14 protein-coding genes and 1 pseudogene are annotated in these 14,758 nt (G+C 71.6%); 2 read left to right on the top strand and 13 right to left on the bottom strand.

The window, feature by feature from the left end:
• The first annotated feature begins 388 nt into the window (after positions 1-388).
• Positions 389-1,498: an NAD(P)/FAD-dependent oxidoreductase gene (locus ACFULQ_RS40075; RefSeq protein WP_383554127.1), complete on the top strand. Its 1,110-nt coding sequence runs from the start codon at positions 389-391 to the stop codon at positions 1,496-1,498.
• A gap of 61 nt (positions 1,499-1,559) precedes the next feature.
• Here the strand turns inward: ACFULQ_RS40075 and ACFULQ_RS40070 are convergent.
• A pseudogene (locus tag ACFULQ_RS40070) lies at positions 1,560-1,746 on the bottom strand (RNA polymerase subunit sigma-24); the annotation flags it as partial.
• A 100-nt stretch (positions 1,747-1,846) separates the two neighbouring features.
• On the bottom strand, positions 1,847-2,590 hold the full coding sequence (locus ACFULQ_RS40065) for an SDR family NAD(P)-dependent oxidoreductase (RefSeq protein ID WP_383554125.1): 744 nt from the start codon (positions 2,588-2,590) through the stop codon (positions 1,847-1,849).
• Positions 2,591-2,965: 375 nt separating this feature from the next.
• On the opposite strand from ACFULQ_RS40065, the gene ACFULQ_RS40060 reads away from it, so the two are divergent.
• On the top strand, positions 2,966-3,877 hold the full coding sequence (locus ACFULQ_RS40060) for a polysaccharide pyruvyl transferase family protein (protein WP_383554122.1): 912 nt from the start codon (positions 2,966-2,968) through the stop codon (positions 3,875-3,877).
• Positions 3,878-4,016: 139 nt separating this feature from the next.
• Here the strand turns inward: ACFULQ_RS40060 and ACFULQ_RS40055 are convergent, their stop codons facing one another.
• From ACFULQ_RS40055 to ACFULQ_RS40005, 11 genes are all read right to left on the bottom strand, one after another.
• Complete coding sequence (locus ACFULQ_RS40055) at positions 4,017-4,232, bottom strand: hypothetical protein (RefSeq protein ID WP_383554120.1); 216 nt, start codon at positions 4,230-4,232, stop codon at positions 4,017-4,019.
• Positions 4,233-4,602: 370 nt separating this feature from the next.
• Positions 4,603-5,610 (bottom strand): sugar kinase, encoded by a 1,008-nt coding sequence (locus ACFULQ_RS40050; protein WP_383554118.1) that lies wholly within the window; start codon positions 5,608-5,610, stop codon positions 4,603-4,605.
• Positions 5,607-6,497, bottom strand: a complete 891-nt coding sequence (locus ACFULQ_RS40045; RefSeq protein ID WP_383554116.1) for an SMP-30/gluconolactonase/LRE family protein — start codon at positions 6,495-6,497, stop codon at positions 5,607-5,609. The genes ACFULQ_RS40050 and ACFULQ_RS40045 overlap by 4 nt, the downstream gene beginning before the upstream one ends.
• The gene (locus tag ACFULQ_RS40040) at positions 6,494-7,126 is read right to left on the bottom strand and encodes a bifunctional 4-hydroxy-2-oxoglutarate aldolase/2-dehydro-3-deoxy-phosphogluconate aldolase (RefSeq protein ID WP_383554114.1); all 633 of its coding nucleotides are present in this window, start codon (positions 7,124-7,126) and stop codon (positions 6,494-6,496) included. The genes ACFULQ_RS40045 and ACFULQ_RS40040 overlap by 4 nt, the downstream gene beginning before the upstream one ends.
• Positions 7,127-7,177: 51 nt before the next feature.
• Complete coding sequence (locus ACFULQ_RS40035; RefSeq protein ID WP_383554112.1) at positions 7,178-7,990, bottom strand: hypothetical protein; 813 nt, start codon at positions 7,988-7,990, stop codon at positions 7,178-7,180.
• A 2-nt stretch (positions 7,991-7,992) separates the two neighbouring features.
• A complete protein-coding gene (gene dgoD, locus ACFULQ_RS40030; protein ID WP_383554110.1) occupies positions 7,993-9,138 on the bottom strand; it encodes a galactonate dehydratase in 1,146 nt (381 codons plus the stop codon).
• Entirely contained in the window at positions 9,135-9,872 is a 738-nt protein-coding gene (locus ACFULQ_RS40025; protein ID WP_383554109.1) for a FadR/GntR family transcriptional regulator, read from the bottom strand. The genes dgoD and ACFULQ_RS40025 overlap by 4 nt, the downstream gene beginning before the upstream one ends.
• A gap of 82 nt (positions 9,873-9,954) precedes the next feature.
• Complete coding sequence (locus ACFULQ_RS40020; protein WP_383554107.1) at positions 9,955-10,728, bottom strand: SDR family NAD(P)-dependent oxidoreductase; 774 nt, start codon at positions 10,726-10,728, stop codon at positions 9,955-9,957.
• A 44-nt stretch (positions 10,729-10,772) separates the two neighbouring features.
• Entirely contained in the window at positions 10,773-12,869 is a 2,097-nt protein-coding gene (locus ACFULQ_RS40015; RefSeq protein ID WP_383554130.1) for an alpha-galactosidase, read from the bottom strand.
• 107 nt (positions 12,870-12,976) lie between these two features.
• Entirely contained in the window at positions 12,977-13,825 is an 849-nt protein-coding gene (locus ACFULQ_RS40010; RefSeq protein ID WP_383554104.1) for a carbohydrate ABC transporter permease, read from the bottom strand.
• Positions 13,825-14,757 carry a carbohydrate ABC transporter permease gene (locus tag ACFULQ_RS40005; protein WP_383554102.1) on the bottom strand — a complete coding sequence of 311 codons (933 nt, stop codon included), beginning with the start codon at positions 14,755-14,757 and terminating at the stop codon, positions 13,825-13,827. Before ACFULQ_RS40005 ends, ACFULQ_RS40010 begins: the two co-directional genes overlap by 1 nt.
• Position 14,758: the final 1 nt, after the last annotated feature.

Below are 14,758 nucleotides of genomic sequence, written 5' to 3'. Positions count from 1 at the left end.
TCCACGCCGCCCCGCCGGCACTGGCGCGCAACACCGCCGTCCTGCGACGCGGCGGCAGCGACGCCGCCTGGCTGATCGTCCATCTGCACGAAGACGTCCAGGGTGCTGTGAACAAGTAGGCCCGGCGGAGGAACTGCAGGGAGGCCCGGGCGTCGCGGTCCGCTCGAGAGAAACCGATCGAGAACCGGACACTGCCCGCACGCGGCAACCACCGTCGGCTCCTGCCCACGGCCGCCGCCCACCGCTCCAGGTCAGGTGTGGGTGTCTGCGCTGCTGGCTAGTGTGATTGTCGTCTGCCTGCCGTACGACGAGAGGACTGCTGGTGTCCGGGCTGGAAACGGGAGTTCGTCTGTGATCTGGGAAGGGGCCGGTCGTGAGGAGCAGGTCCGTGAAGCGGCCTGAACGTGTTGCTGTCATCGGAGTGGGCGTCATCGGGGCGAGTGTGGGCTGGAACCTGTCCCGGCAGGGCGCCGAGGTGGTCTTCATCGACGCAGGCCAGCCGGGCGAAGGCGTCAGCAACTGGTCTTTCTCGTGGGTCAACGCGAGCAACAAGACCGCGCGCAAGTCCTACTTCGACCTGAACGTCGCAGGCATGGCAGCGCACCGTGAGCTTGCCGGGACCATCGGGCCGGACTCGTGGTGGTATCCCAGCGGCCACCTGCGCTGGGCAGACGATCCCGCGGTGGAGGCGAAGTTCCTGGAGACAGCCGAACTGCTGGCCGACTGGGACTACCGGGTCGAGAGGTACACAGGCGCCGAGGTCCGTAGCCGATTCGAACCTGCTCTCACGATGCCCGACGATGTACCGGTCCTGTTCTACCCCGACGAAGCCTGGGTCCACGGACGCCACCTTGTCGGCCGCCTGGTGGGCCAGGCCGCCGCATCCACCGCCGAACTCCGGTCCGGCACCGCCGTATGCGACATTGCCAGCGATGCCGATGGCAGCATCCGGTCAGTTGCTCTGTCCGACGGGAGCCGTCTCGACGTCGACATCGTCGTGAACGCGGCGGGCCCCAGCGCCTCCGCCGTCGCAGGGCTCGTCACACGGCGTCTGCCCATGCGCCCGGAACCGGGCGTCGTCACCAGAATCGACTGTGCTCAGGTCCCCGTTCACCGGGTCATGCACGCGCCTCACATCGAGATCCGTCCTGCCGGAGACACCTCGGTCGTCCTCCACAGCCGCGAGATCGACGCACTCATCGACACAGGCGAAGAGCCAGACCAACTCGCACGGCTGCTCCACGAATCGGCGCGCCACGTCGTCCCCGAGCTCGGCGACTCCCGCATCGCCGAGACACGAATCGTCGACCGGCCCATCCCCGCCGACGGATGGCCCTCGGTGGGAGCGGTGACGTCCGTGCCGGGCTACTACGAGGCCGTTTCCCACAGTGGGATCACGCTTGGTCCGGTGATCGGCCGACTGCTGGCTTGGGAGATCCTCAGCGGGAAGAGACACGAGCTGCTCGCGGACTTCCGCCCGGAGCGGTTCCCCTCGTGACAGTCCGGGCTGCGCCACCACGGTCGCAACCAGGCGTGTGGCGACGATGAGAGGGCCAGCGCACGCTCTCGGCCAGGTCGACGTCCTCGGCCACGTCCGGAGCGGTCATCAACGGCTCGGGCAGCCACTGCCCGACGTATGTCTCACGGTGGCCCTGCCGGCCGCGGAGCCGGTTTGAGCACCTGTTCCAGATCAACGCCGGTCCAGCGCAGCTACGTCTCCTGGAGTACGTCCACGGCGTCGGGCGCCGGATCCGCGACCGTTGCGGGGCCGACGCCGTATTCGATCACTGCTACGACCTTCGACGTGGCTGGCGACCGGTGGACCGGTCCCCAAGCAGCCGGGCGATCACCACTGGATTAGGCCGAGCCGATCTGTGAAGGTGCCGCTCGGGCCGTCGGGGTCCAGCAGTGCCAGGCGGACGATCGAATCGGTGCCCTCGGTCACGGTCAGCTGGCCCATGTTGTTGTTCATGTCGGTGGCTGCGAAGGTGTGGTTCACGACTTCGCCGGGGGTGGCGGCGTTGAACTTGATGCCTGGGAACGCCTGCGCATAGCGGACGGTGAGCATGTTCAGTGCCGCCTTGGAGGAGCTGTAGGCGAGTTCGTGCATCTTCGCAACCGGCTGCTCCGGATCGGTCACCACGGAGAACGCGCCGACGGCGCTGGACACCATCACGACCCGCGGGTGGTCGGCGGCCTGCAGCAGCGGCAGGAAGGCGTGGGTGACGCGGATCGGGCCGTACACGTTGGTGTCGTAGACGGCGTGGACCTCGGCGACGGTCGCCTGGGCGGGGTGGATCGCGTGGCCCGGCGCGCCGGCGTTGTTGATCAGGACGTCCAGCCGGTCGGTGTGCGTGCGGACCAGTTCCTCGGCGGCCGCCACGGACTCCTCCGAGGTGACGTCGAGCGGGACCAGGACGACGTCGATGCCGTCAACGGCCAGCTTCTCGGCGGCCTCGCGGCCCCGTTCCTCGTCCCGGGAGCCGAGGAACACCTTCCATCCCAGCTTTCCGAGGCGGCGGGCGGCCTCGTGGCCCAGGCCCTTGTTGGCGCCGGTGATCAGGACTGCGGACTGCTTCGTGTCGGTCATGCCCCCAAGACACCGCTACCGTCGTTCCCGTGACATGGCGTGAGCGGCATCACATCAGTGCAGTTCCTCGCGCTTCCCGGAGGAATGGATGTTGGCATTCAGCTCCTTTCCGGTACAGGTGGGCAGCGCAACAGCGTCAGCCAGTCGTGCGCGGCGGCGTCGGTGCGCAGGCCCGGCATCCAGTGCGTGCGCTCGTTGTCCCACACGCCGACCAGCGGCGCGTGCCGAGCTGCCGCGCCTCTCGTTGCGCGCTCCCGCGGCGCGGATTCCCGCCCGCGGCCGTACGCCAGCTCTGTCTGCGATGTCCCGGGCGCCTGATTGGCCCCCGTTCCACCGGGCACCCGTGGGGCTGTGTCCGAACCCTGGGTGGGACCCTTGCCGGGAGCGCGCGGCAGACTGCTGGTGGCCGGGTGGTTCAGCTTCCTGCACGGCGAAGTGACGGCCGGGGACGTACTGGCCCTGGATCGGGTCCGTGACGTGCTGGGCCGCGCGGGCATCGCCCATGATGTCGTCTGGAGTCCAGGTTTCCGGCCGGGTGTGCTGCACCTGGAGGACGTGCGGCCCGAGGAGTACTCCCACTTGGTCTTCGTCTGCGGTCCAGTGCACGGAAGGCAGGTGGAGGAACTTCACGAGCGGTTCTCCCATTGCGTGCGCATCGCGGTGGGAACCTCGATCGTCGACCCGGCCAGCACCGCAGTGACCGGCTTCCACCAGGTACTGGCCCGCGATGCCGTTGACTGCGAGCCCGGCCGGGACCTGGCCGCCCGGGCACCCGCCCTGCCGTCACGACCGGTGGTCGGGACAGTGCTCACGCACGGTCAGCAGGAGTACGGGCACAGGCGGCGCCACCAGGAAGTCGCCGAGCGGCTCGGAGACTGGCTGCTGGGAAAGGACTGCGCCCGTCTGCAGCTCGACACACGTCTCGATACACGCGACTGGCGGCTGTGCGCGACACCCGACCAGTTGGAGTCCGTGCTCAGCCGCCTGGACCTCGTCGTCACCGACCGGCTGCACGGCCTGGTCCTCTCGCTGCGCGCGGGTGTTCCGGTACTGGCCGTCGACCCTGTGGAGGGCGGGGCGAAGGTGAGCGCGCAGGCGAGTGCCTGCGGATGGCCCGCACTGGTGGCCGGCGAGCGGATGGACCAAGGCGAGCTGGAACGCTGGTGGGACTGGTGTCTGACCTCCGGGCGGGCGGACGCCCAGCGGATCGCCGCCGAGTTCCGCGAAGGCGTGGTCGAGGACGGCGCGGACCGGCTCGTGCGGGCGCTGAGAGCGTGTGGCGGGTGAACGGGCCGCTCCGCCGCGATGAACCGAACCTGGTAACCGGAAACGGTGCCGGCACTGGCAGATGCCGACCTGGTCTCCTCTCGAAAAGCCGGGGCAGGGAGTCTCAACGGCTTCCAGTGGGCCCGGATGCGCACAGCGCTCAGGGACTGCCCGACTCGGTAACGCCCTGCGCAAGTTGACCAACAACATCGAAGATGGTCTGGCCGAACGCGGTAGGGGCGATCAACACACCGAAAACCAGCACAATCACGACGGTCAACTTCTCGTCGTTCCGGCTCCGGGCTTCCGTACGCCGCCGCAGCCGTACGACGATGATGACCGCCAGCAGAACCGCAACATTGATCGACAGAACCACCGGCCAGCCCTCCCCGTCACACGAAACGTCCCAGCCCACAAATAGCCCGAGTCACTCCATGCGATGGGCTGATCGCTCACCGTTGGCGGCAAAACGCTTCTGCCCGGCTGAATAGCCGGCCTTGACCGGCCCCACGGCCGCGCCCATGCGGCACGGTGCCCATCGAGGGGCGGCGCGACGTGGCGTGCACGATGCAATGCACTTCCCCGCCTACGGTACGCACCCCGCGCGGCACGCTCGCGGACCGGGTGTGCACGGTGCAGTACACCCGCGTGGGCGGCGCGCATGCGTGCGGGAGTGCGCACCGAGCCCGGTACCGGTTGCCGCACCGCCATATCGGACCCGGACCTCGCACGGTTCGGTATCAGGATCACTTGTCGGCGTACCCAAAACCACAGGTGAACCGCACGTCTTTCCACTGCTCATCCGTGAGGTCCAGGAGCCGGTCGATGGTCGAGTGGGGTGGGAGTGGGCCATGGTCTCCCGTCACGCTCAGGGCCGACGCGGCTGTGATGTGGCCGAGGCGTAGGCATCGATTCAGTGGCTCACCCCTCAGCAGGCCCGTGAGGAAGCCCGCTGCGAAAGCGTCGCCCGCGCCCACCGGTTCGGTCACCTGAGTGAGTGGGGCGGGGACCGTCACCGAGCCCGCGGCGGTGAAGGCCGTGGCCTCACGGGGGCCGTCCTTGACGACGACGATGCGTGGTGCCGGCAGGAATTCGCGTACGGCGATGGCGGTCAGGTGGGCGCCCCACAGGTCCTGAGCCTCGTCCAGGCCGACGAAGACGATGTCGGCGCGCCCGGCGAGGTCGTGCAGCACCTGCGGGGCGGTGGCCTCGGGCCAGAGCTGGGCGCGGTGGTTGACGTCGAAGCTGATGGCATACGGCCGTTCGGCGGCGGGGACCGCGAAGGCGTCGGTGACCAGCTCGCGGCAGGACGCAGACAGGGCCGGTGTGATGCCGGTGAAGTGCACGAGAGCCGCCGTGCGCAGCGCCTCGTGGTCGAGGAGGCCGGGGCCGAGAGCGGAGGCGGCTGAGCCCTTGCGGTAGTAGTGGACCCGCGTGCCTGAGGGGGACGGGTTCTTCAGCATCAAGCCCGTCGGCCGGTCCGGGTCGGTGCTCACGTGGGCGACGTCGACCCCGGCTGCGGCCACGACGGCGCTTACCCGGGCCCCCAGCGGGTCGTCGCCGAGTGCCGACAGCCAGGTCGCCTCGATGCCGTGATCGGCGAGGTACATCGCCACGTTGGACTCGGCTCCCGCCACCGACAGGCTGAGCTGGTCGGCATCAGCGAGGGGCCCGGAAGGGGCAGGGGCCAGGGCGGCCATCGTTTCGCCGACGCAGACCACGCGTCCACGCGGCGGGCGCCACGAGTCCGTCATGCCAGGTCTCCTGCGAGCGGTGCCGAGGGGGCGAGCCGGAATGCGGGGGTCGGCGTACCGGGCACGTCGACGGGCAGGGTGAACACCGCTCCGTCGTACGGGCCGGGTGCTTCCAGGCCCACCGTGGCGGTGGTGATGTGCAGCAGCGTGCCTTCGAGGCAGACTCCGGCCGGCTGCCGGGCGGGAAGGTGGACGACCCGGTCGAGGTCGCCGTTCGGAAGGTGGCGTCGGACCGTGCCCGTGCCCCAGACCGCGCACCATACGGCGCCCTGGGCATCGACGGTCATGCCGTCCGGGCTGCCCTCGTCCACCGTGAAGGACTCCTCGGGGCTGCCGACGTGCCCGGTGTCGGGGTCGACCGGGTAGCGGCGAACGATCCCCTGGGCGCTGTCGGCGAGGTACATGGTGCGTCCGTCCTCGGTGAAGGCAGGGCCGTTGGGGATGGTGAGGCCCTCGACGACAGGGGTCACGGAGCCGTCGTGGTCGACGCGGTACAGGGTGCCGGCGCCCCGTGTGCCGTCGTAGGCCATGCTGCCCGCCCAGAACCGGCCGGAGGGGTCCGCGATGCCGTCGTTCATGCGCATGGCCGGTCCGGGAGGGTCTTCGGGTGTGGCCAGCCATCGGGGGATGCCGTCCGGCGGGAGGAGGCATACGCCGGTGCCGGCGGCGGCGATCCACGTGCCGGGGTGGTCGGCGACGGGTGCCACCGCGCCCAGCGGGACGGGCAGTCGGAGGATCTCGCGCAGCGGCTGGCGGGGATCGTCGGCGGCGCGGAACAGGCGTCCTTGGAGGATGTCCACCAGGACGACGCCGTCGCCCGTCCAGCGGATCCCCTCCCCCAGTTCCAGACGATCGGGGCCCGTCAGCAGAGAGGGCGGCGCGGTCATCCGGCGGTCTCCTCGACGGCGGCGAGGAAGGCGCGGGCACGCTCTCGCAAGGCGCTCAGGCTGCCGCCGTCAGCGGCGTCGCCGACGAGCGGAGAGCCGACGCCGACGGCGGTGGCACCGGCGGCGAGGTAGGCGCGGGCGGCGTCCAGGTCCACTCCGCCGACGGGCACGAACACGGCGTCGGGGAAGGGCGCGCGCAACGCCTTGAGGTAGGCCGGTCCCCCGGCCTGGGCGGCGGGGAAGAGTTTCAGTGCGTCGGCGCCCCGGGCCTGGGCCGTGATGATCTCGGTGGGGGTCATGACGCCCGCGAGGACGGGCAGGCCGAGCTCGCGGGCGGTGTCGGCGCCCGCTCCGAGGCCGGGGGTGACGGCGAAGGCGGCGCCAGCATCGCGTGCGGCGCGTGCGTCGTCGGCGGTGAGGACGGTGCCCGCGCCGATCGGCCGGTCGGGCCCGAGTTCGTGTGCGCAGCGGGTGATGACGCCGAGCGCGTCGGCGCCGCTGAGGGACACCTCGATCAGGTCGATGCCCTCCTGGGCCAGGGCCAGGACGGTGCGCAGCGCGGCGTCGGCGTCGCCTCCGCGGACGATGGCGACGAGGCGGCGGTCGGCCAGGGCGGCTCGTAGGTCCACGCGAGGGAACTCCTTGTGTGTCGGGTCGTTTCTCAGCAGGGCGGCTGGGGGTCAGGGGCAGCCGCAGTCGGCGGTCAGGGTGAGGCGCCAGCGCACTTCGCCGGAAGCGGGGACGTGTGCCGCGTCCTCCGGGCCCGCTTCGGCGAGGTCGAAGGTGCGGCCGAGCATGGGCTCGACACCGGTGCTGCGGTAGGGGGCCGTCGCGGGGAAGCCGCCCAGGTTGCGCCACAGGGCGACCGACACCGGCTGCCCTTCGGCGGCTACGGCGAGGTTGAGCCGGTCGGTTCCGTCGTGGACGCAGACCCGGTCGGCCGCGAGGACCGCGCCGACGGCGGTGCCGTCCTCGGGGCCGAACCGGTCAAGGCGCAGTCCGCAGGGTGCGGGCCAGTCGCCTTCGACCCAGGCGGCGCCGTCCGGCCACGGGGCGTCGAGCAGGGTGGACGCCTCGGGGAAGATCCGGGTGGACACGCCTGCACTGGCCCGGAGTTCGGCTTTCTCGGAGAGGTCGAGGAGCGCGTGGGCGGCCCATATGAAGCGGTAGCCGGGGTCGGCCCGGAGCGTGTAGTGCGCCTCGACGCCGTCGGCGGTGGACCGCGCGGTGCGGGTGAGGGTGAACGCGTCGCAGTCCACGCGCTCGGTGTCACCGTCGCGTGACCACGGCCGGGACCAGACGTCCCCGTGGTCGGGCAGGCCCCGCACGGTGGGCAGGCACTCCTCCAGGCCGCCCGCGTCCACGAAGGCATCGCCGGGTGCGACCCGTTGGCGTGCGGGATCCGGGCGGTGCCACAGCCATTCGCGCTCGCCGTCACCTAGCGAGGTCCAGCGTCCGCCGTGTGCGGGGTCGGTGGTGAACGCCAGGGGCATGGTCACCACTCCGTGAACGAGCCGTCGGGGTGCCGCCACACGGGGTTGCGCCAGGCGTGCCCGGTGCGGTCGGCGGCGCGTACGGCGCTCTCGTCGACGGTGATGCCGAGACCGGGCGCGACGCAGCGGTGGGCGTGTCCGGCGGTGAACCGGAAGGGCTCGGGGTCGACGACGTAGGAGAGCAGGTCGGCGTCCTTGTTGTAGTGGATGCCCCGGCTCTGCTCCTGGATGAGGAAGTTCGGTGTGGCGAAGGCGACTTGGAGGCTGGCGGCCAGGGCGATCGGGCCCAGCGGGCAGTGCGGGGCGAGCTGTGCGCCGTAGGTGTCGGCGAGGGAGGCGATGCGGTGGACCTCGGAGATGCCGCCCGCGTGGGAGAGGTCGGGCTGGGCGACGGCGATGCCGGCGGCGAGCGCGGGCAGGAACTCGGCGCGGGAGAAGAGGCGTTCGCCGGTCGCCAGCGGAACGGAGGCGGCGGCTACGAGTTGGCCCAGGAGGTGGCCGTGTTCGGGTACGACGGGTTCCTCGACGAACAGCGGGTGCAGCGGGGCGAGTTCGGTGAGCACGCGGCGGGCGGCGGCGGCCGTGAAGCGGCCGTGGAAGTCGACGGCCACGTCGCGGTCGGGGCCCAGGACCTCGCGGACGGCGGCGACCCGGCCGACGACGGCCGCCGTCTCGGCGGCGGTGGCCATCGGTGAGGTCGGGCCCGCCGCGTTCATCTTGACCGCGGTGAAGCCCGCCTCGACCTGTTCGGCGACCTGCTCGGTGAGCTGCGCGGGCTCGTCGCCGCCGACCCAGGCGTAGACCCGCACGCTGTCGCGGACGGGGCCGCCCAGCAGGGCGTGCACGGGGGCGCCGTACGTCTTGCCGGCGATGTCCCACAGGGCCTGGTCGAGGCCGGCGACGGCGCTCGACAGGATGGGGCCGCCCCGGTAGAAGCCGCCCTTGGTGAGCACCTGCCAGTGGTCCTCGATGCGCAGCGGGTCCTGCCCCACGAGGTACTCGGCCAGGACGTCCACGGCGGCCCGGACGACCTCGGCCCGGCCCTCCACGACGGGTTCGCCCCAGCCGACCACGCCGTCGTCGGTCTCCACGCGGCAGAACAGCCAGCGCGGCGGGACCAGGAAGGTCTCGATACGGGTGATCTTCACTGAGTGGTGGGGCCTTCCGCTTCGTCGGTGGTGCCGATGCGGTCCAGGTCGCGGCCGGCCTGTTCGAGCAGGGCACGCATGGCGGTCTCGGCGGCCACGGGGTCCTGGGCGCGTACGGCGTCCAGGACGGCGCGGTGGGCCGGGACGGGGTCCTCACTGTGCGGGGAGGAGTGCACGATCCGGTCGCGGTGGGCGAGGCCGGACTCGAGCACCATCTCCATGCGTTCGAGGAGTTCGTTGTGGGTGGCGGCGAGCAGCGCGCGGTGGAAGGCGAGGTCGGCGTCGATGGCGTGCGCGGGGTCGGGGCCGGTGTGTCCCATCGCGGTGAGCGCGTCCTCCAGGGCGGTGAGGTCGGCGTCGGTGCGGCGCTCGGCGGCCAGGCGGACGGCGGCGGGCTCGATGATGGAGCGGACCTCGGACAGGTTCCGCAGCAGGGCCTGGTCGGCCTCGCCGGCGCTGCCGCCCTCGAACTGCCAGCGCAGGACGTCGGCGTCGAGGAGGTTCCAGTCGGCCCGAGCCCGTACGAAGGTGCCGCGCTTTTGGCGGGCGTCGACCATGCCCTTGGCCGCGAGCACCTTCAGCGACTCGCGCAGCGCGGTCAGGCTCACGTCCAGCTCGCTCTGGAGCGCCACCAGGTCGAGGGTGGCCCCCTCGGCGATCTGGCCGCCCAGGATGCGGCGGGCGAGGGCCTCCACCGTCTGGCCGTGCACGCCGCGGCTGGCGTAGGGCGTCATGTGGTCGAGCCTTTCTGCTGGGTGCGGTGCCCGGAGCCCGTGAGGGACCGGGCGGGGTTCGTCGGCGGCACGGTGCGGGTGCTCATGCGGAAGCCTTCACGACGCTCCAGCCGCCGTCCACGACGAGGCTCGTGCCGGTGATGTAGGAGGCCTCGTCGGCGGCGAGGAAGGCGATGGCCGCGGCCACCTCCTCGGGGGTGCCGAAGCGGCGGGCGGCGGTCTCGGCGACGCTGCGCTCGCGCTCGTCCTCGGGCACCCGGTCCCAGGCCGCGGTCAGGATCGGCCCCGGTACGACGGCGTTGACCCGCACCTCGGGCCCGTACTCGACGGCGAGTTGCCCGCACAGGGAGAGCAGGGCCCCCTTCGAGGCGGCGTAGGCGGGGTGACCGGGAATGCCCCGGTGCGCATGGACGGATGAGATCAACACTACCGCGCCGCCCCTGGCCCGCAGATCGGGCAGGACCGCGCGCAGACCGAGGAAGCTGCCGGTGAGGTTCACGTCGAGCTGGCGCTGCCAGGAGGGCAGGGTCATCTCGTGGGCGGGCGTGACGTCGACCGTGAACGCGTTGCTGACCAGGACATCCACCGGCCCGAAGGCGTGGGCGGCCGAGACGACGCTCGCCCAGTCCTCCTCGGCCGCCACGTCGGCGGCGACAAAACGTGCCTGCCCGCCGCCCTGGACGATCTGCTCCGCGGCGGCCGTGCCGCGCTCCTCGGCGATGTCGGTGAGGACGACGGCGGCTCCCTCCTCGGCCAGGCGCGCGGCGGTGGCGGCTCCGATACCGGAGGCCGCTCCGGTGACCACGGCCGTGCGGCCGGAGAAGCGGGCGCCGGGCCGTCGTACGGGCTGATCCATCGTGGGGTTGGGCTCCTTCGTGGGGGGGCTGGGGGGTCATGCGGCTATCGGCGGGTCAGGACGGTGAGGTGGGCGTCGTGGCCCGCGCTCCAGCTGAACGCAAGACCGTAGTGCAGCAGGTGGGCGCCGCTGTACTCGGTACCAGTCTCCTCGTCCGTGTACACGGCGGCCGGGTCCAGGCCGCGCAGCCGCAGCCGGGCGGGGCGGCCGGGCACCAGCGGGGCCCCGTCCAGGCGGCCGGTGCTGAAGGCGGCGACCACGACGCGCGGTCCGTCGGCCTCGGTGTACTGCACGCCGCAGGTCGCCTGCTCGGGAGTGCCGAGCAGACGTGTCTCGCCGTGGTGGACGACGTCACGGATCCGCTTGTACCGGGCGATCCAGTGGGCGGCCTCGGTGCGCCGGTCGGCGTCCCAGGAACGCAGGTCGCCTCCCACGCCCAGGACGCCGCACATCGCCAGCACGAAGCGGAAGGCGAGCGAGCGGGGGCGCGGGTCGAAGACGCCGGGGGCGTCGGTGACCCAGGAGCTCATGACGTGCGGGGCGTGGGCGTGCAGAAAGCCGTACTGGATGGCGAGCCGGTCCAGCGGAGCGGTGTTGTCGCTGGGCCAGACCACGTCGGTGCGGGCCAGGGTGGCATGCTCGATGCGTGCGCCGCCGCCGGCGCACCCCTCCACGGTGACGTGCGGGTGGCGGGCGCGCAGGTGGTCCAGGATCCGCAGGTATCCGGTGACGTGCGCGGCGTCCAGGTCGAGGCGGTCGGCGGGGCCCGCTGCGGGCCGGCCCCGCTCGGTGGGCGGACGGTTCATGTCCCACTTGAGGTACTCGATGGGATAGTCCCCCAGCAGCCGGTCGAACGTGCCGATCACGAAGTCCTGCACGTCGGTGCGGCCGAGGTCCAGCAGGAGCTGGTTGCGCACCAGCCGGCCGGGGCGGCCCTCCACGCGGTAGACCCAGTCGGGGTGCTCGGCGTACAGGCGGCTGCCAGGGCTGACGGCCTCCGGTTCGACCCACAGACCGAAGCCGAGTCCCAGTGCGCGCACGTCATCGATGAAGGCGCCGAAGCCCTGCGGGAACTTCGCCGGGTCGGGGTGCCAGTCGCCCAGGCCGCCGGTGTCGTCGGCACGGCCCGTGAACCAGCCGTCGTCCACGACGAACAGCTCGGCCCCGATGTCGGCGGCCGCCTTGGCGAGTTCGAGCTGGTCGACGGCGTCGACGCCGAAGCCGGTGGCCTCCCAGGAGTTGTAGAGGACCTTGCGCGGGCGGTGCAGGCGGGCGCCGCTGAGGTGGCGCTCGTAGCGGTGCCAGACCCTGGACAGCCCGTCGAGTCCGTCCGCGCTGAAGGCGCAGGCGAGGCGGGGCGTGGTCAGGGTGTCGCCGGGTGCCAGGATCACGGCGCCCTCGTGCGGCTGACGTCCGGCGCGGACGCGGACGGCGCCGCCGGGCTCGGCCTCGGCGGTGATGTGCCAGTTGCCGGGCCACTCCAGGGCGATGCCGTAGGTGGGCGCCGTGTCCTCGGGCAGGGCAGCATCTTGTACGGCGATCCAGGGGGCGTAGGCGTGGCCGGGGACGGCCTGGGTGCTGCCCATGGTGAACGTGCCGCGCCGCAGGTGGAGTTGGGTACGGGTGAACTCCTGCGACCACTGTCCGCTCAGGTAGGTGAGGCGGGCTCCGTCGGTGACGGGCACGTTGACGGCGGCCGAGTCGAGGCGTTCCAGGCGCAGTTCGTGTGCGCCGGTGCAGGTGAGCTCGGTCCAGCGCAGGATGACGTCGGTGTCGGGCACCGTGGTGTAGCACAGGGTGACGTCCGCGCCGGCGACGTCGTCGGTGAACGTCAGCCGCAGCCCTCGCGCGTCCTGGGTGGCGCCGGTGAAGTGCCACCACAGTCCGCGTTCACCGTCCGCGTGCCCGACGACGAGGTCGGCACCGGTGAACGGGCGCAGGCCCTGCGGGATGTATTCAGCGGGGGCCGCGTCGGCGGGGGTGATGAAGTGGGTGCGACGGGACCAGTCGAGTGCCGACGGGCCGTGCTCGACGCCGTGCGGTCCCCAGGCGGCGAGTTCGGCCCAGGGGCCGTCCGCAGACAGCCGGACGGTGTAGCTGGTGTGCTGGGTGTGCAGGGTCCAGCGGTCTTGTGAGGTCATGTCGTCGTGCCGGGTCCTGTGGTCGTGCGGGGTCGTGCCGTTGTGGCCGGTCGTGCGGCAGGGCGGGATCGTTCCGTCGAGCTCAGTCGTACGGCCGGGCGGGGTCGTCATTTCACCGCTCCCAGGTTGAGGCCCGCCACGAAGTGCCGCTGGAAGCGCAGGAAGACGGCGACGGTGGGCGCGGCGGCGATGACGGAGCCGGCGGCGATGACGTTCCACATCGACACGTACTGCCCTTGCAAACCGATGAGGGCGGCGGTGATCGGCATCTTGGTGTCGCTGCGCAGCACGGTGATCGCCCACAGCAGGTCGTTGAAGATCCAGGTGAAGGACAGCGCGCTGAGCGCGGCGAGCGCGGGGCGGGTCAGGGGGAGGATGATCCGCCAGAAGATCTGCCAGGGGCCGGCGCCGTCCACGACGGCGGCCTGCTGGATCTCATCGGGGATGGCCCGCATGAAGCCGTGCAGGACGAAGACGTAGAAGCCGACGCCGAAGCCGATCTGCACGCCGACGAGGGCGGGCAGCGTGTCGTAGACGCCGATCATCTCGCTGAGCTTGGAGACGGGGATGAGCAGGATCTGCGGGGGCAGCAGGTTGCCGCCGAGCATCAGCAACAACAGCGTCCGGCGCAGGGGGACGTCGTAGCGGCTGAGGGCGAACGCCGCCATCGCGGCGAGCGCCAGGGTGATCAGTACGCACGGGACGGTGACGAGCAGGCTGTTGATCAGGGCGCGCTGCTGGCCGCCGTCGACCCAGGCCAGGCGGAAGTTGTCGAGGGTGAAGGAGTGCGGGAGGCTGCCGAGCCCGTGGGCGGCGATGTCGTCGAAGGAGCGCAGGCTGGTGACCAGCACCAGGGCGATGGGCAGCAGCCACAGCACGGACAGCGCCCCGGCTCCGAGGTGGAAGCCCGCGGTGGCGGCCCGTCGGCGCTTCACGGCGGTCGAGTGGGCGGACATCAGTCGGCCTCCCGGAAGGCGCGCACCAGGTAGGAGCAGATGACGCCGAACGCCAGCGCGAAGATGACGACGGCGAGCGCGGAGCCGTAGCCCAGGCGCAGGGACTGGAAGGCGGTCGAGTACATGTAGGTGCTCAGCAGCTCGGACGAGTGGTAGGGGCCGCCGCGGGTCAGCGACCACACGACGTCGAAGGAGCGCAGCGAGTCGATGACGATGACGGACAGAACGACCGCGTTGACGCTGCGCAGTTGAGGAAGGGTGACGTGCCGGAAGCGCTGCCAGGCGCTCGCGCCGTCGACCTTGGCGGCCTCGTACAGCACCGGGTCGATGCCCTTGAGGCCGGCGAGGTACAGCACCATCACGTAGCCGATCTGGCGCCACAGTGCGGGCACGATGACCGCGTACAGGGCGGTGTCCTGGTCGGCGAGCCAGGCGTGTCGCAGGCTCTCCAGCCCTACGGCGCCCAGGAGTTGGTTGAGGACGCCGTCCGGCTGGTAGATGGCCTGCCACACCAGGGCGGTGGCGACCAGGGAGAACACCACGGGCAGGAAGAGGGCGGCCCGGTAGAAGCCGACACCGCGCCGCTCCTGCTGCAGGAGCAGGGCCGTGGCGAGACCCAGCACGGCCGACAGTCCGCCGAACAGGACCAGCCACAGGACGGTGTCGACGGCCGCGGTCCTGAAGACCTCGTCGCCGGCCATCTCCCGGAAGTTGCCCAGGCCGACGAAGCGCGGCGCGGAGACGCCGTCCCAGGAGGTCAGGGCGAGGTAGAAGCCCTGAAGGGCGGGCCAGAAGACCCACACGGCCTCGGCGAGCAATGGCACCAGGACGAAGGCGAGGACGAGCGGCGGGACCCGGCGGGCGGGCCCCCGGCCGCGTCCGCCGGTGGGCGTGACGGCCGGGGCCGGGCGTACGGGGGTGAGCACGGCCACC

It is taken from the genome of Streptomyces sp. NPDC057253, from assembly GCF_042669125.1.
GTDB lineage: Bacteria > Actinomycetota > Actinomycetes > Streptomycetales > Streptomycetaceae > Streptomyces.
This window is presented reverse-complemented; position numbering and strand designations above follow the sequence as displayed.